This window comes from Tabrizicola piscis, assembly GCF_003940805.1.
In the GTDB taxonomy this organism is placed as follows: domain Bacteria; phylum Pseudomonadota; class Alphaproteobacteria; order Rhodobacterales; family Rhodobacteraceae; genus Tabrizicola; species Tabrizicola piscis.
Map to the genome: position 1 here is coordinate 420,266 of NZ_CP034328.1, position 24,076 is coordinate 444,341.

Sequence of the window (24,076 nt, forward strand, 5' to 3'; positions counted from 1 at the left end):
GGCCAAGCAACATGATGACTGACGTAACGATTGGCCCGCTGACCGTTGGCAATGACCGCCCGCTTCTGGTGATTGCCGGGCCGTGCCAGTTGGAAAGCCTGGACCACGCCCAGATGATTGCTGGCGCCATGGCCGAAGCCTGTGCTGCGGCCGGCGCGCAATATGTATTCAAGGCCAGCTACGACAAGGCGAACCGCACCTCGCTTGGTGGCAAGCGCGGCCTTGGGATGGAGGCGGGGCTGAAGGTGCTGCAGTCGATCCGCGCCATGGGTCTTCCCGTCCTGACCGACGTGCATGACATTGCCCAGGCGCAGGCGGCGGCAGCCGTGGTGGACGTGATCCAGATCCCCGCCTTCCTAAGCCGCCAGACCGACCTTTTGATCGCCGCAGGCGAAACGGGCGCCGTGGTGAACATCAAGAAGGGCCAGTTTCTGGCCCCATGGGACATGGCCAATGTCGCGCAAAAGGTCGCCAGCACCGGCAACACCCGCATCCTGCTGACCGAACGCGGGGCGTCCTTCGGGTACAACACCCTTGTGGCCGACATGCGCAGCCTGCCGATCATGGCGCGCACCGGCTATCCGGTCATCATGGACGCCACCCATTCCGTCCAGCAACCCGGCGGGCAAGGCAATTCCTCGGGCGGGCAGCGTGAGTTTGCACCCGTGATGGCCCGCTGCGCCGTGTCGCTTGGTATCGCCGGGGTCTTCATCGAAACGCATGAAGCGCCTGATACCGCGCCGTCGGATGGCCCGAACATGATCCCGCTGGCCCAGATGCCCGCACTGGTGGCCAGCCTGATGGCCTTCGACCGGCTGGCCAAGGCCGATCCTCTGCGGGTGTAGGCTTGGCCTCAGCACGGCCCTGCCGCGATACCAGACTCCTAACAACACCTTAATGTCGGCAGACAACCTATTGAAATCATAGGTATGCCCAAGTGTCCCTGCCCGGGACATGCCCTTAGGCCACCTGCCCCGCCGCCCAACCGCTCGACCAGGCCCACTGGAAGTTGTACCCCCCCAGCCAGCCGGTGACATCCACGACCTCGCCGATGAAATAGAGGCCCGGCACCCCCTTCGCCTCCATCGTGCGCCCATCCAGCGCCGCCGTATCGACGCCGCCCAGAGTGACCTCGGCGGTACGGTAGCCTTCGGACCCGACCGGCACCAGCCGCCAGTCCTGCGCCCCGGCAGCCACCCCATCCAGCGTGGCCCCCGACAGTTCAGCCATCACGCCCGTGACCCCGGCCGCGTCCTCCAGATGCCGCGCCAACCGTTCCGGCAGCCAGCGCCCCAGCACGGTCCGCAAACTCGCCTTGCCCTGCGCCGCCTTCGCGGCCCGCAGCGTTTCGCCAAGCTTCATCCCAGGAAGCAGATCCACCACGATCCCGTCGCCCTCACGCCAATAGCTGGAGATCTGCAGCACCGCAGGCCCCGACAAGCCGCGGTGGGTAAACAGCACGGCTTCCTGAAACGCCTGCCGCCCGCAGGTGATCCGCGCCTCGGTCGCGACCCCGGCAAGCGGCACGATCCAGGCCAGCTCCTGCTCGGCAAAGGTCAGCGGCACAAGGGCGGGCCGGGTCTCGACCAACGGCAAGCCAAAGGCCTGCGCCACCTTGTAGCCATAGCCCGTCGCCCCCATCTTCGGGATCGACTTGCCCCCCGTTGCCACCACGACGGAAGCCGCCTCCTGCGGCCCCCGCGCGGTCTCGACGACGAACCCCGCTTGCACCCGCCGCACCTCGCCCAAGGCGCAGCCCAGCCACAGCGTCACGCCGGCGTGGTCCATGTCCTGCAGCAACATGTCCACCACCTGTCGCGCGGAGCCATCGCAGAAAAGCTGCCCCAAGGTCTTTTCGTGCCAGCCAATCCCGGCTGCATCCATCCGCGCGATGAAGTCCCACTGGGTGAACCGCTTCAGCGCCGAAAGCGCAAAGCGCGGGTTCTGCGAGATGAACCTCTCCGGCGCGATCCCAAGGTTGGTAAAGTTGCACCGCCCCCCGCCCGAGATCCTGATCTTTTCCCCCGCAGCCTTGGCATGGTCGATCACCAGAACCTTGCGCCCGCGACGGCCAGCCTCGATGGCGGCCATCATGCCGGCAGCCCCGGCGCCCAGGATGATCGTGTCCCACATCATGGCTTGTGCCTACCCAAGCCTACCGGCACGGACAAGGCGCGAAAACGCGTCACGAAAATTCGTCTCCTGCCCGCGTCACCCCCCTTGCACCCCCCCGGACCCTTCGCTAAACACCGCCGCACGGTTGGGGCGTCGCCAAGTGGTAAGGCATCGGTTTTTGGTACCGACATTCCCAGGTTCGAATCCTGGCGCCCCAGCCAACCCCCTCATCAGACCCTGCGTGTGACAGAAAGGCCAAGCAACGTGAGCCTCCGGACCATTGCCCTTGCTGCCATCCTGCCCCTTGCCGCCTGCTCTGGGGGCACGACCAGCATGCAGTTCTACCCGCTTGAGGGTGAGATCGCCCGCACCGACCCCACCCTTGTGATCGAGGCGAAGGCGTCGAACGTCAACAGCACCTCGGGCCCTCTGACCTTCCGCCTGCCCGATCGCGGGAAATGTGAGGGGACCTGGTCCTCGCTGACCCCGAAAACCGTGTCGCGGTCCAAAGGCCTGACACTGACCTGGCGCAAGACCGGCGGCGAGATGGGGGCCGAAACCAAGACCGAGGCCCGCGTGAACGACGGCGAAATCTACGCCGTCTGCGACGACGGCACCCGCGTGCAGGGCACCTTCATCATCGGCTCCGGCACCTCCAGCGGCACGGGGCGCGCGACCGATACCAATGGGAACGTGTACAAGCTGTTGTTCTGAGGGCGCTGGGAACGGCGGCGGAATTGCCCCCGAAAGTGCTCACTTGGCACAACGGGTGGATATTCATCTTACTGGCTTGACCGAGTGCTGTGGCTGGCCCAACTCGCCTGGCGCAGACGCCCAATTCAGACCTCTGATCACAGCGCCTGTGCTGTAGTAATGGCGGTCTCGCAGTATGACATCCATTCCAGCAAAGCGTCATGGCCCCGATGGCTAAATCAGGACAGTCTCTGCTGGCGGAACCTTGAAAACCTCATCCGGCCAGTCCACACGCCAGTCAAGCTTTTGAACTGGAGAGCAGCGCAGGGCCATCGGTACCGCCTTGGGGAAATCAGGCCCAAGGCCATGGCGGACGCCTTGGACGGTGTGGCAAAGATCGTACTGGCGATAGGTCATTGAATCCACGATGGCCTGCATCTTTGGATCGGTTTCGGCAAGCTGCATCATGAGATAATGTTGCCAGAAATACGGGAAGTACCGGCTACGCCTGCCATCATCGGACACGGGGTAAAGCAGGTCTTTGCGCCATTTTCTGAAAAAACGAAGATATTCCAGCCCATTGCCTCGCTTCATCATGCTCCGGGCGAACTGTCTGCCCATCCGCCAAGTTGGCCGAAGTTGCACATCATAGGCCTGCCGGGGATGGGTCCAATAGTCGCGATTGGCCTGGTCAAGCGCCTGGATGAAGGGGTTCCCGGCCTGGGCAAGGATCAGAAAAGTGCCTAGGCGCCAGTGCACAGGCGGACCGGCGAATACGAAGAAGCCTGTGGTTCCAACATAGGTATCATGCCAAAGATCAAGCGGCAGAACCGGCAACAAGGTCGCATCGACCCAAGCGCCTCCATGAAGCCGCAAGAGCCGAACCCGCAGAATGTCAGATTGCGCCTGTACCGGCAGAGTGCCGACGTCAAAGGGAAGATCCGAAAGCACGTCGCGAAGGTCATGCGCGTTCAGTACGACCAGCCGGTGTTCGGGATTGAGATCTTCCCAACGCTGGAAGCACTTTTGGACAACAGCCGGCGCCTTGTCCCGCCCACTATCCCAATAGGAAAAGATGTCCATGGTGCCGCACCGATCTGTTGGATTTCGTATAAAGGGCCAGATTTAAGCTATAAAACGCTTTGCGATTACCACGGGGACAGCGTCATCTCAAGTCTGCCCGGGTCGACCTCGGGCGAGGTTCATTGAGCCGTGCCGCAGTCACAGGGACTGACGCAGACTTGGCACAAGACTGGCGGCGAGAGCGGCTGCGCGGGTCTGCTTGGACGTTGGGTGCGGGATGTAAAGCATTACCGCCGGGCGGATGAACTTCGGGCTTGTCTTCAAGAGGCGGGAAGCGGAGTATTTTGGGTATCACGGCAGGCCAGCGAACAGCCCTGTCTTGCTGCACGTCACGGTCTTCGTCCAGCGCCGTCAAATTGCCTGTGCGCGCCGGTCGGACAAATGACCGCAACCTGCTTCGATCCACGACGCTCAGGAACTTCCATGCCAAACTTGCGCGGGCCACAAATGACACTGCCCATCGGACATTTCCTTCAAAGCATTCTGACGACGGACAAAGGCAACACGCCTGGGAGCGCAGACACATGTATTCAGCAGTTGTGACATGGTATCTAAAGCCGGGGTGTTTGACGGAGGCGGAGGCTGCGTTGACCAAACTGGCCGACGCAGTGTTTCAGAACGAGCAGGACACCTGGGGCTACCTGGTGCATTCCGGGGCGGCGGGGTCGGTCCCGCCGTCCACGCCTGACACCATCGTGTTCGTTGAGATCTACAAGGATCAGGCGGCATTTATGGCGCATGTCAACGGGCCAGCGTTTCAGGGTTTCTTGAAGCAGTACGGTGATCTCTTCATCTCGGCGCCGGGCTCCAAAGGGCCGTTCTTTCTGGTTCAGAATATGGACCGGATCGAGGGTTTTGTCCGCCCAATGGCAGCGGAACCCACATCTACCCAGAACTGACACCGGACCGCAGCCCCTCGGAAAGGCTGGGTCCTCTGGCAACACCTGGGTGAAGACAATGCTTGGACGCAGTCGGACGGTCGCCCTGCACCGACGGTTGGCTCTCGTCGGCCCATTTACCGCGTAAAGTGAGAGCTCGGATGACAACGCTTCGGCTTTTGACAAGATTTCTAGACCGCGACAGAGGTCTGGCCGGTTTACCTTAAGAGGCGGGCGTCATGGCGATCCGTCATGCCTTGCGAGAGGGCGACTGGCACCGCGTGGACCGATACGCAACCAGGCTAGAGACTTATACAAGGCACGAGCCCCTGCCCTGGGCGAATTTCATGATCGCCAAAGGCAGAGCCCTGGCTGCGTGGGGAGGGGGGAAAGGGGCCCTGCCCTAGCGAATGCGTTGCGAAACCTGACGAAGATTGCCGAAGAGCGACGCCTTCAGCTGGACCTTGACGAGCTGAAATCGGCACTGGCGGCGCCTTGATGTGCCTTCACGGTTTCCGAGCTATTGGCAATGGGGCCAAGCTGCAGGTTTGGCAAGCACTCGATCACTCGGGAACAGCCAGACAGTCAGGAACGCCTTAGGCGACCATCTTCTGACACCACCGCGTCTGAAGTTGGGTTGCTCTGCAGGTTTTCGCTTCTTGATAAGGGGACAGTGAACCAGAAGACACTTCCGGAATCGCTGTTCCTTCTGACCCCAATTTTCCCGCCCATCAATTCCGCAAGCTTTCGGCTGATCGCCAGCCCAAGCCCCGTGCCACCGGCCCTTCGGATAAAGGAGTCATCGGCTTGCTCAAAATCCCCGAATATCCGTTCTTCAAACCCGGCCGGAATCCCGCATCCGGTGTCTTCCACTTCAAACAGCACGGCGTCGGAACGCACTGATGCGGTCACCGTGACACTCCCCGAATCTGTGAATTTCATCGCGTTCCCCACGAGGTTCATCAGTATCTGCGTCAACCGGATAGGATCCGCGTCAACCCTTGACGTGGTGCCCGATACTTTGAAATCCAGGCCCTTCTTTTCAGCGATCTCTCGGAAGGCGTGGGAAATGTTCTCAAGAATTTCAGCCACATCGCAGTCAGCGATGTCGAGACGCATCTTGCCTGCCTCTATCTTGGAGAAATCAAGAAGGTGATTTATCAGTGAGCGCAATTGAAGATTGGATCTATGTGCCCTCGACGCAAGATCAGCCACATACCCGACCAACAGGTCCAACCGCTTTTGAACCTCTGGATTTGAGTCCGCTTCTACAGCGCCCTGCAGCTCTTTGACCGCTGGAGACTTGCCGACTTCGAGAAGCAGGCTGACGTAGCCCATGATCACCGTGAGAGGTGTGCGCAGTTCATGGCTCAGAACAGATATGAACTCGGACTTGGCGCGTTCGGCGGCGTTGGCGGCTGAGATCGCCGTTTTCAACTCGGTGATATCCACGCGAAAGCCAACCGTTCCGCCATCCTTTGTCTTACGCTCGACCACGCGCAACCATTTGCCGCTGTCGAGTTTTTCTTCAAGGACGCGACCACCTTGCCGGTGCGATTCCAGCCGCCTGTTTATCCAGGTTTCCTCTTGCCCCACCGCGTCCGGATATTGCTTGCGCGCTACGCCGCCACGAAGAATATCTTCAAACGATGCCCCCGGATGCAACAGATCGCCAGATGTTCCGTAGAGGTCATGGTAGCGGCGGTTGGAAATCTTCAGCTTATCGTCTGCGTCAAACAAGGCAAAGCCATCGTCCAAGGCTTCGATCGCGTCGGACAATTGTTCTTCTGCGGCTTTCTGCTTTCGAACAAGGCCAAAGATGGCCCAGAGGACTCCGCAAACAATGAAAATTCGCAGCAAAGCCAGACCTGCGATCGCCGGTGCATTAGGCGAGAATTTTGCCCAACCTGCGGCGGGTGCCGATGCAATCTGCCACATATCTGTCGGCGTGGCCATTTCCCTGATGATCGGTTGTTCTGCCAAAAGAGAGGGATCACCGTAGATCAATGCCCCACTGTCAGCACGCGTGATGACCGTGGCGATTTGGGGATTTGCTGCGCCTTCAGTATACTTTTGGAGAAAGGTTGTTCCATCCACCACGATGGAGATCATCTTCAACTGATTGGCAACACCTGTGCCCTTCATATCCGGAGGGAATGCTAGTCGGAGGATGAAGCCGTTTCCTCCTTGAAGCAGATCCAACGGACCGAGGAACACTGGTTGTTGAGTTTTTAGCGCCAGCTCAACACCCTCTTGCTGACTTGGCACGGTCTTGAGGTCCGTCCCGAGCAATGAGGAATTTCGGCCAAGGGGGAAGACATTCTGCACGATGCCATCCGTTGCCAACGCAATATTCAGAACAACTGAGTCATCGGTTCCTAAGCGCGACGCGACCACGCTGAACTCTTCGTCGGTCATGGTTGGCTTCAGATGGACAGCGGCCGCAAGCCCGTTTGCCGACGCAATCAGGTGAGAGATGCCGGCTTCAAGTCCGTAGGCATAGCTTTGGTTGACGTTGGCGATTTCTGCGGAAATGGTCTGATGCCACAGCCGGTAGTCTAAGCGCTCCGTCACCGCGCCGACACCGACGCTTACCGCAAGGACGATGCCGTACAGCGCGATCTCCAGCCGACGGTAGAGCGTGTTTTTCATCAAGGTCACCCGAGGACGCGGTGCTCAGAGTCTGGGCTTAGGGCGGCACGGGAGAGGATGCAATCAGCAAGTTGTCCAGGGGAGACCTTGGCAACTTGGCTCTGCCTCAGAAAACAGCTTTTGATTCATAAGGGTAGGCCTACTGATCTGGCTGTCTCTCAGTTTGTTCCATGTTTATGCTGTCGTTGGTTGGCCCTCGCGCTCCCGCCACGCGCTTTTCCCATGGTTCGTCTTCCCATCCCTGACCAGGGGGTGCGCCATAAAAGGGGGGCCGTCGAACATTCAACCTCTTGTCGGCCACTTCTCAAGGTTGCTGACCACCACAATGTTCTCTACCATGACGACAGTCGGCGACAGTGATTTTCGACGTCCTGCCTCCTGCAAAGTTTGACCGCGATTTTGGTGGGCGTGCTGCGAAGCAATCATCACATCGTGGAGAGATCTGAGCAGGCGATCTTCGTGACAAGGTGGTCACGCAAGTAGTTGTTTCCTAGTTTCTCTTGATATCTGTGCGGCCCGCGTTGCCTGGACGGCCAAACTTGAACAATAGGATGTTTGTCTTGAAGATACTTGTGGTTGATGACGACAGCTTTATCCTTGAGCTTGTCCCATTGCTCATCGCACAAATCGGAACTCATGAAGTGATCCTTGCCCAATCCGGCAGTGATGCGCTGAGCGTCATCAAGGTGGCAACTGTGCCGTTTGACTGCTTCTTTTTCGATATCCAGATGCCCGGGATGGATGGTATTGAACTGTGTCAGACCGTCAGGCAACTGCGAGACTATCGGCACACTCCGATTATCATGCTGACAGCAATGACGGAAAAGTCGTTCATTGACCGGGCCTTTTTGGCCGGTGCGACAGACTATGCCACCAAGCCTTTCGATATGGTCGAACTGCGGGCGCGGCTTAACATGGCCGAGCAGCTTGTACAGAAGGGCAATGAAGCGGCGGCCTCGGACGATGCCTACACCGCACAACCATCGAATACCGAGGCTCCAGAGCCAGAGGGCACGGACGCCCTTCAGATCACCGGTCTGGACACCATCCTAGGCATAACGGCGCTTGGCAACTATCTCAAGGCGCTGTCAGCCAGTGGTCAACTCAGCTCTCAGGTTTTTGCAATGGCGGCCGAGGGCTTTGCTGGCATCGAGGCGCGCGCGAGTATCGCCGAACGAACTTACTTTATTGCAGAGATTGTTCGCGCCATCCATGCGGTGCTGCAACCCTATGGCTATTTGATGGCTCATTTCCAACCGGGAATTTTCATCTGCATCTCCAATTGCGCCGTGACACTTGATCCTGAAGCGGTGGAAGGTGACGTGCAATCCTTGCTTGATGAAAGCAACTGTGTCTTTGACTCGGGTTCTCCGATGGAGGTTGACATCGCCATGGGACCCCCGATTCAGCCAGGTCTTGTCGGAACCCTTGGGATTGATGCGTTTTTCGAACGCGTTGTGTCACGGGCCAAAGCAAGAGCGGTCGCCAAGGCAAGCTTGCAACGGCAACCGAATATTCGGCTTGTCCCCAAGATCCCATGATCTAGGGGACTGCCCCGGTCATTGGTGGTCTTTTCGATCCGGAGGTGTTTTTAGGCCAATACCGGTCAACGTAGGCCGAAGAACGCCAAGACCGCCCCTACAACCACGACCAGTCCTACAATATAGATGATGTTGTTCATCGGAACTTCCCTTTGGGTAGAGTTTCATGACTTCAATTCATGTAAATGGTGAACGCCCTCACGGCCGCTTCGGTTCCACGCAGCTTTCCCCTTCACAGGTCGCATCGATGCCACTTACGCAAAGGCGACCCCTTGACCGCAGGGTTTAAACATCCATATACCATCCACAAGGATGGTGCATCATGGAACAAGCACTCTCTCTGCGTGCGCTGCCACCAGACAGCGAAAAGCTGACGATCAATCTGGGCTACGTCGACCTTGGTCGTATCGAACTTCTGGTGCAGGAAGGGTTTTACGCCAACCGCAGCGACTTTATCCGTGCCGCGATCCGTCGGCAGCTTGACCTGCATGGCGACGTCATCGGTGTCACGATCGAGCGCCATACGCTTGACCTGGGGCTGCGCGACTACACCCGGTCCGACCTGGAGGCTTGTCTGGCCGCAAACGAGATGCTGCACATAAAAATCGTTGGGCTGGTCCGCATAGCAGCGGATGTGCCCCCCGACCTCGCCCGTGCGACGATCGGCTCTATCACTGTCCTCGGCGGCCTGCAGGCTTCGGCCGAGGTCAAGAAAATTCTCGCCGATCGTATTCGGTAGCAATCAAAGGACGACACCATGAAAATCTTCAACGCGCGCTCATTGGGCGCAGCGGTACGGCAGATGCGTGCGGCGTCCTCGGCTTCGAACTATGCCAATGACCTTGTGCAGCGGACACTTGCCGTTCACGGGCTTGCCTCGGGCCCGATCGCCGCGACACCCGGAAGCATGCCTGACGCTGCCAAGCCAAAAGCGCGGGTGGCGCGTCCTGCTGCAAAGACGGCAAGATCCCGCAGCAGCACCACCCTTCCGGCCGGTGCCACGTTCGTCGAGGATCAGTTTTCCTGTGCCGAGGGCACGCGGCGGTTTCTGACCTATCTGCCGGCGTCAGCGACCGATGGCCTTCAGGGGCTGGTCGTCATGCTGCATGGGTGCACACAGACGCCCGAAGACTTTGCCGCTGGGACGCGGATGAACGAACTGGCGGAAGCGCATCGCCTTGTGATCGTCTATCCTCATCAGTCGCGTGGCGAGAACGCCCAGTCCTGCTGGAACTGGTTCCGGCGGGGCGATCAGCGCCGCGAGCGGGGCGAGCCCGCGATCTTGTCCGGCGTGGCCGCAAGCGTCGCCAGCCGTCACGACATTCCCAAAGACAAGGTTTTTGTCGCCGGGCTTTCTGCCGGTGGGGCGATGGCGGCAATTCTGGGCGAGACCTACCCAGATGTTTTTGCAGCGATAGGCGTACATTCGGGGCTGCCGGTCGAGTCTGCCAAGGACGTTCCATCCGCCTTCGCCGCGATGTCGGGCAATCCGATGCAACGCATGTCCACGAAGAAAACCCCGGCCGCGCGCACCATCGTGTTGCACGGATTGTCCGACGGCACTGTGCATCCCGGGAACGGCCACGAGATCGTGCGGCAGGCACTGGATCAAGGTCCAGATCAGACGATACAGACAGAGGAGCGCAGCAAGGCCAATGGGCGCAGCTATGCGCGCATCGTCACCTCGGACGCTGACGGAGCGTCACTTGTCGAGCATTGGGAAATCGAAGGTCTGGGCCACGCCTGGTCCGGCGGATCACGCGCCGGAAGTTACACTGACCCGACGGGGCCAGACGCCAGCGCCGAGATGATCCGGTTCTTTCTGGGTGGAGATCAACAGCGTTGATCCTTGCGGCCCGGCGGATCGGTCCCGCTGCAATGGGACCCTCGGGCGCGGGGCAATGGCTGGTGCGAGGATCGGGGAACCGGCAACATACCCGGTTGCACCCATTGGATGGTTGACCTACCGCAGGCAGATGCCGCGCCAAGTGTTGCACGCCGTGTCCATCCTGATGCAGGAGGCTGAACCGCATGTCTGAAGCCGGTGGCTTTTACGAACTCGCCGAAATCCATGTGCTTATGGCGGCGCTGGGTGGGTCCATGTTCGTGGCCTACCTTCTGCCGCGTCTCAAGTTCCTGCGGGGAGCGTCCTCGGCTGCCATCCTCATGATCCTTGGCTTGGTCACGTTCCTTGTCATCCCGGGCATGCCTGCTGCGCCGGATCCGACCGTTTCACCGCGCTTGTGGGAGATCACGAGCGAGATCGCCGTCATCATCGTGCTTTTTGCCACCGGGCTTAGGATCGACAATGTCAGCAGCTGGCGACGCTGGCGACCGACTGTCCAGCTGCTGCTGATCGCGATGCCACTGACGATTGCAGCCGTGGCCTTTCTGGGTTGGGCAATCGCCGGAATGACCGTGGCGGGCGCAGTTCTGCTTGGCGCAGTCTTGTCGCCCACGGACCCGGTCCTTGCCGGAGATGTTCAAGTGGGGCCCCCGCGCCAAGGCAACGAACATCCGGTCCGGTTCACACTGACTGCCGAAGCTGGCCTGAATGACGGCCTCGCGTTTCCCTTCGTCTACCTTGGTTTGATTCTGGCCGCCCAAGGTTCAGACCCATCGCCTTGGCTTCTGGATTGGGTCCTGCGCGATGTGATCTATCGCATCGCCGTTGGTGCGGCAGGTGGTGCGCTGATCGGATGGTTGCTTGGACATGCGCTGTTTTCTTCATGGGGCAGCACTGCCATTGAAAAGAGCGGGCCAGGGGTGCTGGCCCTTGGGTCGGTCCTCTTGTGCTACGGGATCGTTGAGCTGACCGAAGGCTACGGCTTCATCGGCGCGTTCGCCGCAGGCCTGATGTGCCGCCGCGTGCAAGAAAAGCACCACTTTCACAACCGCCTGCATGACTTCAGCGAAGCGGCGGAGCATGCGCTGACCGCTGTCCTGCTGCTCTTTCTTGGTAGCCTGTTGCCGTCCCTTTGGCCGGTCCTTGACTGGCAGCACAGTTTGATCGGGTTCGGGCTGCTGTTTGTCATCCGGCCCGTCGTTGGCTGGCTGGCCTTGTGGGGTACTGGCATGACGTCCGGCGACCGGCTGATCGTTGGCTTCTTCGGCGTTCGTGGGATCGGATCGATCTACTATGTCGGATATGCGACCGGGCATATGGAGTTCATCAACGAAAGCCAGTTGTGGGCGCTGGTCACCTACACGATCTTTGCCTCGGCAATTCTGCATGGAGCGACGAGTTTTCTGGTCGATCGCTATGCCTCGAAATCGGTGGACAAGACCGCGTCCCACTAGCGGGACATGTGGTTCAGCTTGGCCTTTGTCTGCGTTCTTCATTCACGCTGCGCGTGAGGGGAGCGGAGGAAGCTTAGGCTGAGCCGCTCAGGTTCCCTTCCGAATGCCGCACCGGGTGGAGGAGCGTGCAGCTTTGGCGTTGCCTCGCCTCACGCAGGATGAGATAGTGCCCGAATGCAGGCGCGCGCATCATACGGCCTAAACCGCAGCCGAACCTCGGCAGTGCTGGCGCTGTTTCTTGCGCTTTTGCTGGTTTCGTTCACCGCACAGTCACACGCCAGAGAGCAGCAACTTCAGGCTGCGTTTTCAAGCCTTGCCGCCTTGCAAGGTGCAGAGCCTCAGGCCATTCTTTCCTCTGCCGGGAAGATCAAGCGGGCGGCTGATTTCAGGCATGCGGGCGATCCGGTTGATGTGGCAATTGACCGTGCCCCCCACCATTCGTTCGGTCCGGGCAGGCCACGATCGCCCTGGGTGCAACCGATGCGCCCTGTATTGCGCGCGCGAACCTACGACCGGAACCCCACGCACCACCCTGTACCTGACCTTTGATGCGTCCGGCCTGCGCCTTGGCGCGGCCGCCCCCTGTCCCCAAGAAGCATGACACCGCGCACCCGGTAACCCGGGGCGCAGCCAAGTGCGTTGGGGATCACCCAGCTGCAACAATCCCCGGCACCTGACGCGCCAAGCAGCGCGCGGCCGGGTCAAGGATAGGTCATGTCAAACTCCATCTTCTGGAAACGCCTCTTCATTTGGGGCGTCTGTCTTTGGGGCATCCTCTTTGCCCTGCCCAACGCGTTCTACCCGGTGGTGGAACGCCACAATGACGCCGCAGCCCTTCTCGCCGAAACCGGCACGCTTCCGGCGGCTGCTGAGGGCGACCTTGCAGCCTGGCCGAATTGGCTGCCGGCCAGTTTGGTCAATCTCGGTCTCGACCTTCGAGGCGGGGCGCATCTGCTCGCCGAGGTCCATGTCGAGGATGTACACGCCGCGCGGATGGAGGTGCTTTGGCCGCAAGTGCGCGATGCCTTGATCGAGCAGCGCGATCAGGTCGGCAGCATCAGCCGCGTGTCCGCCGCGCCGGGCGAATTGCGTCTGACAATCGGAAGTCCCGAAAATCTTGCGGTGGCCATTTCTGCGGTCCGTGCTTTGTCTGCGCCTGTCGTCAGCTTGACCTCGGGTGGCCAGTCAGACTTTGAAGTTTCCGGCACGAGCGACACGTTGACAGTTCGTCTGTCGGATGCCGAAAAAAAGGCCTCGGACGAACGCACGCTTCAACAGTCGCTTGAGATCATCCGTCGTCGCGTTGATGAGGTCGGAACGCGCGAGCCCACGATCATGCGGCAAGGGGAGGACCGTATCCTGATCCAGGTGCCGGGCATCGGCTCGGCTGCCGAGCTGAAGTCGCTGATTGGTACGACGGCACAGTTGACGTTCCATCCAGTCCTTGGCCGCGCTGCCAGCGCCGAGGGCGGGGGCAAGCCCGGTGATCTCGTCCTGCCCTCATCAGAAGAACCGGGGCTTTACTACATCCTGGACCGCAATCCCGTGGTCAGCGGAGAGAACCTTGTGGATGCGCAGCCTGCATTCGATCAGAACAATCGCGCAGCGGTCAGCTTCCGTTTTGATCCGTCAGGCGCGCGGGCATTCGGCGACTATACGGCCGCCAACATCGGTCGTCCCTTCGCCATTGTGCTGGATGACGAGGTGATCTCGGCACCCGTGATCCAAAGCCATATTCCGGGCGGGTCGGGGATCATTACTGGCCAATTTTCGGTGGAGGAGTCGACCGAACTTGCCGTTCTTCTACGGGCGGGCGCTCTTCCAGCGGCAATGACCTTTCTGGAAGAGCGGACGATCGGGCCGGAACTTGGCGCCGACAGCATCGAGGCCGGCAAACGCGCGGCCGTGATCGGGATGGCGGCTGTGCTGACCTTCATGATCGCCTGCTATGGCGGCTTTGGTCTGATGGCGAACCTCGCGCTGGCGCTGAACATGGGCCTTTTGCTGGCGGTTCTATCCGTGCTGGGCGCGACCCTGACGCTTCCAGGGATCGCGGGCATCGTCCTGACAATGGGCATGGCGGTAGATGCCAACGTTCTTATCTTCGAGCGCATCCGCGAAGAACTGCGGGACGGCAGGACCGCGCGGCGTGCCATCGATCTGGGTTTCGACAAGGCGTTTTCCGCGATCATGGATAGCAACGTGACGGGCCTTCTGACCGCACTGATCATGTTTGCCGTAGGCTCCGGCGCCGTGCGGGGCTTTGCCGTGACGCTTGGCCTCGGCATCCTGACGTCAATGTTCACCGCGGTCTATGTGACCCGTCTGATCATTGACACATGGATGCGTTGGAAGCGGCCAGACTCCATCAGCTTGAAGGGCTTCATCAAGCTTGCACCCGACCACACGACGATCGACTTCTTTCGTGCCCAATGGCTTACCTTCGGGGCCTCTGCTGCTGCGGTTGTGGCGTCGCTTCTTCTGGTCGCGACGCTTGGTCTGAACTTCGGTATCGACTTCAAGGGCGGCACCACAATCCGTGCGGAATCGACAGAGACAGTTGATGTCGGTGTCTACCGGGACGCATTGTCAGGACTTTCGCTCGGCGATGTTTCGATCACCGAGGTTTTCGATCCAAGCTTCCAGCCCGATCAGCATGTGGTGTCCATCCGGATCGAGGCCCAGGAGGGCGCCGAGGCGCTGGCTCCTGAAGCTATTTCCAGGGTTGAGGCCGCAATCCAGGCCGTAGACCCAGCCGCTGCCTTCACTGCCGTGGAGTCGGTAGGACCAAAGGTTTCGGAAGAGCTGATATGGCTGGCATTTGCGGCTGTCGGTGCGGGGGCGGCGGGCATTCTGGTCTATGTCTGGATGCGTTTCGAATGGCAGTTCGCCTTGGGAACGGTGGCCGCTCTTATACATGACGTGGTCGTTACCGTCGGCATCTTCGCACTTTTGGGTCTGAAGTTCGATCTGACAATCGTGGCAGCGTTACTTACCATCCTTGGCTATTCGGTGAATGACACCGTGGTGATCTTCGACCGGCTGCGGGAGAACCTGGCCAAGTACAAAGCCACTCCGCTCCGGGATCTGATGAACCTGTCTGCCAATGAGACGCTGAGCCGGACACTCATGACAGCCATGACAACGCTGCTGGCTCTTGTCGTTCTCCTGATTTTTGGCGGTGATGTCATCCGGGGATTTGTCTTCGCAATGCTGCTGGGGGTCATCCTTGGAACGTGGTCCACGCTTTACGTTGCCAAGAACATCGTCCTGTTTCTTGGGATCGACAGGACCGAGAAAAGCAAACTCGATGCAGACCATGAGTTTGCGAATGTAGACGCCTAAAAGCTTCGGCACCGATCGGATCTGGTCGGTGCCGACACCCCCTGCAAAGGGGTGTCAGACGGATGCGAACCAGTCTGCGTGGCCCCTGCCCCCCTTACCGATTGGGCAGCGCAAGATCGGCGGTGGGGCGCTCACCATCGCGCTGTTTCTGGCGGTGCAGGACGGCATTGCGCCAGAAGGGTACGGCAGAGTACGAGATCCGCCGCTGGAACCGAAGCCGACGATCCGGTAGACTTTGCGGGAAACTGCAGAGGTCTCTTTGTGCCCGCACCATCATCCGACCCTGGCCGAACTTGGCGAAAACTGGCGCAGATGAACCGCCTTGCCAATCATCGGCTGCACAGGGCCTGCGCCGCGCTGTCGCCGACCGACTATGCTGCTCCTCGCAGCGGGTTCTTCCCGTCGATCAGGGCGACCTTGAACCACATCCTTCTGGTTGACCGGTTCTACATCAACGCAATGCAGGGTCACAGGCTTGATCGCCCCGCGCTGGACGAAGCGCGGGGACTGCTTGCGTTGGACGATCTGGTCCTTCGACAAGCCGACAGCGACGCGCAGTTGCTGGAGCTTGTTGCCGCGCTGACGCCAGATGATCTGTCGCGCATTGTGGTGGTGGATCGTGGTGACCGCGAGCAGCACGACCGGATGGATGATCTGCTGTCCCATCTGTTTCAGCACCAGACCCATCATCGCGGGCAGGTGCATGCCATGCTGTCCTCGACCACCGTTGCGCCGCCGCAACTGGACGAATTCATCGTCGGTGACGACGCGGCGGCACGGGCGGCGGATATGGCGGCACTGGGCTGGACCGAGGCCGACCTGATGCGCTGATCCACCGGCGCAACGGTCATCGAGGGTCCAATGCGCCGGTTTCCCACCTCCGGGGCAGTCCGTGCCTGACAAGCGCGACCTGAACTTACGGCTGCGAGGCGATATAGGCCGCAAGCGACGCAGCCAGTCGGCTGGCGCGCTCCACATGGGCCGGGTCGGACACCAGAAATTCGGATACCAACGCCTCGATCACTGCAAGCGCGGGCAGCGAGGAGGAGGAGAACAGCGGATGTGGTGCGGGGGTCAGGAGGAGGTCATCCGTGACCGCCGCAAGGGGAGACGCCATGGAGTCAGTGATGGAGATGATCCGCGCGCCGGCCTTGCGTGCGATCCGGGCAAGCTCGGTCACGTCGGCCGAATAACGCGGGAAGGCCAGGGTCACTACGACGTCGCCTGCCCCCGCCCCCATCAGACGGCCGGCCGCATTCTCGGTGCCGCCAAACTGCACCACGTTCACGACCCCGTCACGGTAGGGCTGCAGGCCCAGTGACAGAATCGCCGCCAGATGGGCGGAGAGGCCGAACCCCATCACCCAGACATACCGTGCCTCTTTAAGGCGCAGCGCGGCGGCGCGGATCATGGTGGCGGTTGACGGATCTGTGAGCCCTTCCAGACTGCGCAGTGCCGAGGCAAGGCTGGCCTCGGCCGCGCCCCGCTCGGGGTCGACCTCGGCCAGACGGGCGCCCAGCTTGGTCACCGGGGCGATCAGCGCATGCACAGTTTCGCCTACTGCGGTGCGGAATTCGGCGTAGCCCGCCAACCCAAGGTCCCGCACGTAACGGCTTATCGTGCTTGGCGAAATCCCCGACTGGCGGGCAACCTCCTCGATCCCATGCGTTGCCATGAACACCGGATCGCGCAGCACGAATTCCGACAGGCTTTTCTGCGACGGCGAACCCGATGACAGCAGCGCAAGAACCTGCTGACCAAGCGGGGACGAGATGAATCTGCGGTCGGCATCAGCAGACCAGGAATTCGGCGAGGGTGACATTATTTTTTTCACCTATTGACTGTGTGAAAATGAATTGCCATCGTCAAGCCCAATGAAAACCCAACGGGAGAGTTCCATTCATGCGCTTCAAGTTTGCGACCACAGTTGCCGCTCTGCTCCTCAGCACCATTGCCGCCCATGCCGATACCCTGCGGATCGGAGTCGAGGGCAACTATCCGCCCTTCAGCCTGGTCGCCGCCGATGGCACGCTTTCGGGCTTTGACATCGATATCGCCAATGCCCTGTGCGAGCGGATGGACGTGACCTGCGAGATGGTCCAGCAGGAATGGGACGGCATGATCCCGGCGCTGAACGCGAAGAAGTTCGACATCATCGTCGCTTCGATGACCATCACCGAAAAGCGCAAGGAGGCCGTGGATTTTTCCGATCCCTACTATGATGTGCCCTCGCGTTTCATCGCCAAGGAAGGCGCCTTCTCTGGCTATACCCCGGAAGACTTGAACGGCAAGACCATCATCGTGCTGCGCAACAGCCCGCGCGCTGATTACATTGCCGCAAACTACCCTGAAAGCGACACGCTGCTCGTCGACAAGGAAACCGCCGTCTATCTGGAGCTTGCCTCGGGACGCGGCGACATCGCCTTCGGCTCTTCGGTCGTGTCGGCGGAAAGCTTTCTGAAGACGCCCGAGGGCGAAGGTTTCGCCCAGGTGGGAGAGCCGATTTCCTTGACGCAAAGCACCGATGGCGGCGTCGGTATCGCGCTGCGCAAGGGTGAGGAAGAGCTGAAGGGCAAGATCAACGCGGCGCTGGCCGAGCTGATGGCGGATGGAACCTACGCCACCATCGCGGACCAGTACTTCGACTTCGATGTCCGCCCGCAGGCGGTCTCGCAGTAAGGCGATACTTGCCGGCCCGCAGCGCAAGGGCGCTTGCGGGCCGGCGTCATTTCTTGGGCCAGTCTTGTCTTGGAGGGCGGCATGTTTCACGGATATCTGCCGATGATCCTTGACGGGCTGGGGGTGACCCTGTCTGTCGCCTCGGTGTCGCTGCTGGTGGCGTGCGTCTTTGGCATGGTAGGTGCGCTGGCCAAACTGTCCGCCTCGCCCGGGCTGCGCTGGGGGGCCACCACTTATACCACTGTCGTGCGGTCGCTGCCGGATATCCTGCTGATGCTTTGCGTCTTCTATGGCGGCCAGATCATGCTCAACCGGCTCGCCGATGCGCAGGGCTGGGGCTACATCGACATCAACCCCTTCCTGGCCGGCACGCTGACCTTGGGCTTTGTCTTCGGGGCTTATCTGACCGAGACTTTCCGGGGCGCCATCATGGCGATCCCGCGCGGTCAGATCGAGGCGGGGCATGCTTGTGGCCTTAGCCGGATGCAGGTCGTGCGCTTCATCGTCCTGCCGCAGATGGTGCGCCATGCCATTCCGGGGTTCACCAACAACTGGCTGGTGATGCTCAAGGCCACGGCACTGGTGTCGATCATCGGGCTGGACGACATGGTCCACCGTGCAGGCCTTGCCTCGGCCGCCACGCGCGAGCCGTTCACCTTCTACGCCTTGACCGGGGCGATCTATCTGGCCGTCACCACCGTCTCGATCCTCGCCCTGACCGCGCTGGAACGGCGCTTTTCCCGCGGTGTGCGGCGCGAGGTGGCGCGGTGATCAACTGGTCGATCATTGTCGAGACCTTTCCCGCCTTTCTTGAAGGCTTGCAGATCACCCTGATCCTTTTGGTGATTTCGGTCGCGGCAGGGTTGGTGCTGTCGATCCCGCTGTCTGTCGCCCGGGCATCGGACAACCTTTGGCTGCGCACGCCGGTCTGGCTGTTCACCTATGTCATCCGGGGCACGCCGCTGCTGGTGCAACTGTTCATAATCTACTACGGCCTGCCGCAGTTCGAGCTAATCCGCGACAGCGCGCTATGGCCCTATCTGCGCAGCCCCTGGGTCTGTGCGTGGCTGGCCTTCACGCTCAACACCACCGCCTACACGACCGAGATGTTTGCAGGCGCGATCCGCGCCACCCCGATGGGCGAGATCGAGGCCGCGCGGGCGCTTGGCCTCAGCCGGTTCCAAGTGTTCCGCGATGTGTTCTGGCCCGGGGCCTGGCGCCGCGCCCTGCCGCAATACGGCAATGAGATCGTGCAGATGATGCATGCAACCGCCTTGGCCAGCACCGTAACCATCGTGGAAATCCTGCGCGTGGCGCGGGACGTCTATACCAACTACCTTGTGGTGCCAGAAAGCTTCGGCATGGCGGCGGTGTTCTACCTTGTGCTGACCCTGATCCTGACGCGCGGGTTCAAGATGCTGGAAAAGCACTACCTGCGCCACCTTGATCCCGCAGCCAGCGCGGCCCCTGCAATTCCACGAACCGACAAAGCGCCTGCCAATGCCTGACAACACCCTGACATTCGCCGGTCGCGGCCCCGGCACGACCCACAGCCTGACTTGGGCCTCCTTCGGTGACCGCAAGGCCCGGCCGCATGTGCATGTGCAAGGCGGTCTGCATGCCGACGAAGGGCCGGGCATGCTGACGGCCCGGATGCTCGCCGACCGTCTGGCCGAAGAAGAGGCGGCAGGGCGGCTTGTCGGCCACGTGACCGTACTCCCCGCGGCCAATCCCATGGGCCTTGGGCAATTCATCCATGGCGACATCACCGGGCGCTTCGACCTCTATGACGGGCGCAACTTCAACCGGGCGTTCCCGGATCTGGCCGAGGCGGCGGCGGTGCATCTGAAGGGGCGGCTTGGCCCGGATGCAGCCCGCAACACGGCCTTGGTCCGTGACGCACTTCTGGCGGCCTTGGTGGACTCCCCCCCTGTCGATCCGGCCGATGCCCTGCGCCATGCCCTGCTGCGGCTGGCGATCCCGGCGGATGTGGTCCTGGACCTGCATTGCGACGGCGAGGCAGAGGTGCATCTTTACACCCAGCCTACCTCGCTTGACGCGATGCGCCCCTTGGCGGCGCTGACCGGTTGCCGCGCGCTTCTGGTGGCCGAGGTGTCGGGCGGCAATCCCTTTGACGAGGCGGTGGTCCGGCCTTGGCTTGACCTCGCCCAACGCTTTCCCGATCACCCCATCCCCCCGGCCTGCGCCAGTTGCACGCTGGAACTGCGCGGCCGCGCCGATGTCAGCCGCTCGCTTGCCGCGCATGATGCAGAGGCGATCCTCGACTACCTGCACCACCTTGGCGTGGTCGAAGGAGCGGTCAACCTTCCCGCGCCGGCCTGCGAACCGACCCCCCTCGCCGGGTCCGAGGCGCTGATCGCCCCGGTAGCGGGTCTTTTGTCCTACTCCGTCAGTCTGGGCGATCAGGTCACCGCAGGCCAGACCGTCGCGGAAATCACCGATCCGCTGAGCGGCACAGTGCATCCCGTGTGCGCCGGGACGTCTGGCGTCTTCTTCGCCCGCCCCGCCACCCGCATCGCCGAGGTGGGCAAGCGGCTGGGCAAGATCGCCGGGGCCCATGCCTTCCGCCACGGCCCACTTCTCAGCCCCTGAGGGACCACAAATGACTGCCATGCTGACCGCGACCCATATCCGCAAGTCCTTCGGCGCCGTTGAGGTTCTGAAAGGCATCACCCTGACGGCCCACAAGGGCGACGTGATTTCGATGATAGGCTCCTCCGGGTCGGGGAAAAGCACTTTCCTGCGCTGCCTGAACTTTCTGGAACGCCCCACCTCCGGCACCATCGCGATGGAGGGCGTCCCGCTGGACTGCCGCAAGGACCGGGCCGGTGACCTGATCGTGGCGGACGAGGCAACCCTCCGCCACTACCGCGCCCGGGTGACGATGGTGTTCCAGCAGTTCAACCTCTGGTCCCACATGACCGCGCAGGAGAACGTGATGCTGGGGCCGATCCGGGTAAAAGGCCTTTCCCGCGCCGAAGCGGCTGAGCGCGCGCAGGCCTACCTTGCCCGCGTCGGCCTGTCGCACCGCAAGGACGCCTATCCCGGTTTCCTTTCGGGCGGCGAGCAGCAGCGCGTCGCCATCGCCCGGGCGCTGGCCATGGAACCCGAGCTGATGCTGTTCGATGAACCGACCAGCGCGCTTGACCCCGAACTGGTGGGCGAAGTGCTGCGCGTCATGCGCAGTCTTGCGGAAGAGGGCCGTACGATGATCGTCGTGACGCATGAGATGAACTTCGCCCGCGACGTCGCCAACAAGGTGGTGTTCCTGAACGAAGGCGTCATCGGCGAAGAGGGCAGCCCGCGCGATGTGTTGCAGAACCCGCAAACTGACCGGCTGCGGGCCTTCCTTGCAGCGCAGGCTGCATGAGAGCTCTGGCACTCTGAACATCGCTCGCTGTCGCCCTGTGACGCTTCTGCTGAGGGGTAATACCCTCGTAGGGTATCACCCCCCCGTCTCGGTCCGGATCAGGCGCACCTGATCCGCCGACAGATAACCGGTGATCGTCGCCCCCTCATCCGCCTGCCAAGCGGCAATGGCCCGGCGGGTGTTGCCGCCGAAGGTGCCGTCTGACCCGTAGGTGTTGTAGCCAAGCCGGGTCAGGCGGCGCTGGATGTCGGTTCTTTCGGCCAAGGTCAGGCCCAGAAGGCGCTCTTCCATCACCGCCGTCGGGCTCGTGTCGGGTGTGGGCGTTGGTGTTACCGTGCTTCCCGCCTGATCGGCGATCAGCCGAACCTGCGCCGCCGTCATGTAGCCGCTTTGCGTCTTCTTGTTTGCCTTCTGCCAGGCCCGGATTGCCGTCCGCGTGTTGCTGCCCCAAAGACCATCCGCCACTCCGGCGTCATAGCCAAGGGCGGTCAGCTGCCGCTGGATCGTGATCCGTTGGGTACGAGTCAGGCCCAGTGCGGCCTCGACCTCCGCCCCACCAAGCGTTCCCGTGGGAGGCGTGTCGTCCGGCGGGTCGAGAACCGTGCCGGTCCTCAGGAGCACCCGCAATTGCGCCTCGGTCACATATCCGGTCGCCGTTTCCCCGCCGTTGGATTGCCAGGTCGCAATCGCGTTCCGGGTGTTCTTGCCCCAGACGCCGTCGGCGCCGTAGGTCTGGAAGCCAAGCCGCGTCAGTTCCCGTTGCACGGACACCCTTTGGCCGTAGGTGATGCCAAGCCGCGCTTCTGCTTGTGCGGCCGCCGCAGTCGAACCGGCGACGGGAGCGCCCAGCCGGGCCAGCGCCTTTTCGGCATTGGTGCGGTAGGCGCCCTTGGGGTACCGTGACAGATAATTGCGATAGCCAGTGACCGTGTTGGCACTTTGGGCGGCGATATACGCAGCGCGGTCCTGCTCCTGCTGAACCAGTCCCTGCGCCAGACCACCGAGAATCTCTTCGAGATTGGACTGAGCGGCAGCTGGCACCGACACGCCAACGCAGGCCGCAAGCACCAGTGGCAAAGTGAAATTGCGCATGGAAAGTCCTTTCAAAGGGTAGCCTCGATGGGCAGCCACTTTGATCAACGCACGAACCTATAGTTTGGTTGCACCACGTCCCTGCGGGATGGCGGCTTTCGTCAGGCTGCTCTTGTGATGCCCACAACCGCTATCATCTTCCGGAACGGTGATGGGATCATGCTGACTCTTGTGATAAGGCCTTGCACCTGCCTGCAACTCCAGCGCCGGTCCTGACAGAGGACTGCAAACCAGTCTCCGTTCCTGCAGCCCTACCGAATGATAAGGCTGAGAGAAGGCCGCGCCAGTCTGCGCGCGGCGGCGTGAGTGTGCTTGTCGGTGTTGCGATGCCGGAGGTGGCGCTCCGACGCGGTAATGGGGAAAGCGTATGGACGACGCTCAGCCCCGGCAAACCGATTTCCAGTGCCAACACCGTCAGAAGGGGTCCGACCGGTCGTTAAACCCTGCACTCAGCGGCGTCAGCTTTGCCGTCAGCGTAGCCACTGAGATAAGCCGGATGGTCGAAGCTTGTCTGGATCAGCGCTGCGGGGGCCTGTGCGTCAGAGATAAGGCCACTAGCGAATCCTTCGCTGTAGCCGGTCGCGTAAGCGGTTCTCTCATCAGTTGCGTGCTGCGCCGCTGGGCTGAACGCGTTCTCGTGGGCTGTAAGGTCGGTCACAGGCATTCTCCTCTGCAATCAATCCAAGCGTGCGGTCGGCGGACCACCTGCCCCAATGGTTGTAAAGCCTGATCAGAAAATCTGTTCGCAATGTGGACGGGTGAAGGCTTGTTTCCGGCGCGACGCGGGTCAATCTGAGGCAGGCGAACGCTAGGCTGCCCTACCTGTCGATTGCAGCAGTTCGGTTGCTGTCCCCAAACCAAAGGGCTTGGAACCTTTGACGCCGCGTGAGCGTTGGCCGACACTGGCCTGAAGAGGAGGAGCACACCATGAATTACATCGATGGATTTCTCATCCCTGTACGCACCACCGATCGCGAGACTTACCGCGACCACGAGGCCCACTGGTGGCCATCGTTCCAAAAGCACGGCGCGTTGTCGATTGTCGTCGGATGGGGCGACGATGTGCCGGCCGGAAAGCAGACCGATTTTCGGCGGGCGGTTGACCTACTGGACGATGAGACAGTTGTTTTCTGCTGGATGACTTGGCCCGACAAGGAGACGCGAAACAAGGCTTATGCTGCGCTCGAATCCGAGATGACCGAAGGCGTTGAGATGCCATTCGACGGCAAGAGAATGGTCTATGGCGGCTTCGTGCCAATCCTGCAGGAAGGCTGAAGCCGTCTGCAGGAATACAGCACAAGGCACGC

The 24,076-nt window shown here is 61.3% G+C and carries 20 protein-coding genes and 1 tRNA gene; 16 read left to right on the plus strand and 5 right to left on the minus strand.

Features of this window, described 5'->3' with window-relative positions:
- Positions 1-14: 14 nt before the first annotated feature.
- Positions 15-845, plus strand: a complete 831-nt coding sequence (kdsA, locus tag EI545_RS01980) for a 3-deoxy-8-phosphooctulonate synthase (protein WP_125327192.1) — start codon at positions 15-17, stop codon at positions 843-845.
- Between the two features lie 115 nt (positions 846-960).
- Here the strand turns inward: kdsA and EI545_RS01985 are convergent, their stop codons facing one another.
- The gene (locus EI545_RS01985) at positions 961-2,136 is read right to left on the minus strand and encodes a BaiN/RdsA family NAD(P)/FAD-dependent oxidoreductase (protein WP_125323913.1); all 1,176 of its coding nucleotides are present in this window, start codon (positions 2,134-2,136) and stop codon (positions 961-963) included.
- 125 nt (positions 2,137-2,261) lie between these two features.
- On the opposite strand from EI545_RS01985, the gene EI545_RS01990 reads away from it, so the two are divergent.
- Positions 2,262-2,336, plus strand: a tRNA-Gln gene (locus EI545_RS01990).
- 43 nt (positions 2,337-2,379) lie between these two features.
- Positions 2,380-2,829, plus strand: coding sequence for a hypothetical protein (locus tag EI545_RS01995; protein ID WP_125323914.1), 450 nt, complete (start codon positions 2,380-2,382; stop codon positions 2,827-2,829).
- A gap of 213 nt (positions 2,830-3,042) precedes the next feature.
- Here the strand turns inward: EI545_RS01995 and EI545_RS02000 are convergent, their stop codons facing one another.
- Positions 3,043-3,891, minus strand: a complete 849-nt coding sequence (locus EI545_RS02000) for a capsular polysaccharide synthesis protein (RefSeq protein ID WP_125323916.1) — start codon at positions 3,889-3,891, stop codon at positions 3,043-3,045.
- Positions 3,892-4,415: 524 nt separating this feature from the next.
- Here EI545_RS02000 and EI545_RS02005 point away from each other — a divergent pair.
- Complete coding sequence (locus EI545_RS02005; protein ID WP_125323917.1) at positions 4,416-4,790, plus strand: putative quinol monooxygenase; 375 nt, start codon at positions 4,416-4,418, stop codon at positions 4,788-4,790.
- A gap of 564 nt (positions 4,791-5,354) precedes the next feature.
- Here EI545_RS02005 and EI545_RS02010 read toward each other — a convergent pair.
- A complete protein-coding gene (locus EI545_RS02010; RefSeq protein WP_125323919.1) occupies positions 5,355-7,421 on the minus strand; it encodes an ATP-binding protein in 2,067 nt (688 codons plus the stop codon).
- A 551-nt stretch (positions 7,422-7,972) separates the two neighbouring features.
- On the opposite strand from EI545_RS02010, the gene EI545_RS02015 reads away from it, so the two are divergent.
- From EI545_RS02015 to EI545_RS02040, 6 genes are all read left to right on the plus strand, one after another.
- Positions 7,973-8,962: a response regulator gene (locus EI545_RS02015; RefSeq protein WP_125323920.1), complete on the plus strand. Its 990-nt coding sequence runs from the start codon at positions 7,973-7,975 to the stop codon at positions 8,960-8,962.
- Between the two features lie 322 nt (positions 8,963-9,284).
- Complete coding sequence (locus EI545_RS02020; RefSeq protein WP_125323922.1) at positions 9,285-9,701, plus strand: CopG family transcriptional regulator; 417 nt, start codon at positions 9,285-9,287, stop codon at positions 9,699-9,701.
- 18 nt (positions 9,702-9,719) lie between these two features.
- Positions 9,720-10,808, plus strand: coding sequence for an extracellular catalytic domain type 1 short-chain-length polyhydroxyalkanoate depolymerase (locus tag EI545_RS02025; RefSeq protein ID WP_125323924.1), 1,089 nt, complete (start codon positions 9,720-9,722; stop codon positions 10,806-10,808).
- Between the two features lie 185 nt (positions 10,809-10,993).
- Positions 10,994-12,262 (plus strand): cation:proton antiporter, encoded by a 1,269-nt coding sequence (locus EI545_RS02030; RefSeq protein WP_164517183.1) that lies wholly within the window; start codon positions 10,994-10,996, stop codon positions 12,260-12,262.
- Between the two features lie 714 nt (positions 12,263-12,976).
- Positions 12,977-15,607, plus strand: coding sequence for a protein translocase subunit SecD (gene secD, locus EI545_RS02035; RefSeq protein ID WP_125323925.1), 2,631 nt, complete (start codon positions 12,977-12,979; stop codon positions 15,605-15,607).
- A gap of 312 nt (positions 15,608-15,919) precedes the next feature.
- Complete coding sequence (locus EI545_RS02040) at positions 15,920-16,438, plus strand: DinB family protein (RefSeq protein WP_125323927.1); 519 nt, start codon at positions 15,920-15,922, stop codon at positions 16,436-16,438.
- Between the two features lie 85 nt (positions 16,439-16,523).
- Here EI545_RS02040 and EI545_RS02045 read toward each other — a convergent pair whose 3' ends face one another.
- Positions 16,524-17,441 (minus strand): MurR/RpiR family transcriptional regulator, encoded by a 918-nt coding sequence (locus tag EI545_RS02045; RefSeq protein WP_125323929.1) that lies wholly within the window; start codon positions 17,439-17,441, stop codon positions 16,524-16,526.
- 68 nt (positions 17,442-17,509) lie between these two features.
- Between EI545_RS02045 and EI545_RS02050 the strand changes: the two genes are divergently transcribed.
- From EI545_RS02050 to EI545_RS02070, 5 genes are all read left to right on the plus strand, one after another.
- Positions 17,510-18,286: a transporter substrate-binding domain-containing protein gene (locus EI545_RS02050; RefSeq protein WP_125323930.1), complete on the plus strand. Its 777-nt coding sequence runs from the start codon at positions 17,510-17,512 to the stop codon at positions 18,284-18,286.
- An 81-nt stretch (positions 18,287-18,367) separates the two neighbouring features.
- Positions 18,368-19,057, plus strand: coding sequence for an ABC transporter permease (locus tag EI545_RS02055; protein ID WP_125323932.1), 690 nt, complete (start codon positions 18,368-18,370; stop codon positions 19,055-19,057).
- Positions 19,054-19,794 carry an ABC transporter permease gene (locus tag EI545_RS02060; protein ID WP_125323933.1) on the plus strand — a complete coding sequence of 247 codons (741 nt, stop codon included), beginning with the start codon at positions 19,054-19,056 and terminating at the stop codon, positions 19,792-19,794. Before EI545_RS02055 ends, EI545_RS02060 begins: the two co-directional genes overlap by 4 nt.
- Positions 19,787-20,899 (plus strand): succinylglutamate desuccinylase/aspartoacylase family protein, encoded by a 1,113-nt coding sequence (locus tag EI545_RS02065; RefSeq protein WP_125323934.1) that lies wholly within the window; start codon positions 19,787-19,789, stop codon positions 20,897-20,899. Before EI545_RS02060 ends, EI545_RS02065 begins: the two co-directional genes overlap by 8 nt.
- 10 nt (positions 20,900-20,909) lie before the next feature.
- Entirely contained in the window at positions 20,910-21,677 is a 768-nt protein-coding gene (locus EI545_RS02070; protein ID WP_125323935.1) for an ABC transporter ATP-binding protein, read from the plus strand.
- Positions 21,678-21,752: 75 nt separating this feature from the next.
- Here EI545_RS02070 and EI545_RS02075 read toward each other — a convergent pair whose 3' ends face one another.
- Positions 21,753-22,769, minus strand: coding sequence for a peptidoglycan-binding domain-containing protein (locus EI545_RS02075; protein WP_125323936.1), 1,017 nt, complete (start codon positions 22,767-22,769; stop codon positions 21,753-21,755).
- 927 nt (positions 22,770-23,696) lie between these two features.
- Between EI545_RS02075 and EI545_RS02080 the strand changes: the two genes are divergently transcribed.
- Positions 23,697-24,044, plus strand: coding sequence for a DUF1428 domain-containing protein (locus EI545_RS02080; protein ID WP_125323937.1), 348 nt, complete (start codon positions 23,697-23,699; stop codon positions 24,042-24,044).
- The last annotated feature ends 32 nt before the right edge of the window (positions 24,045-24,076 follow it).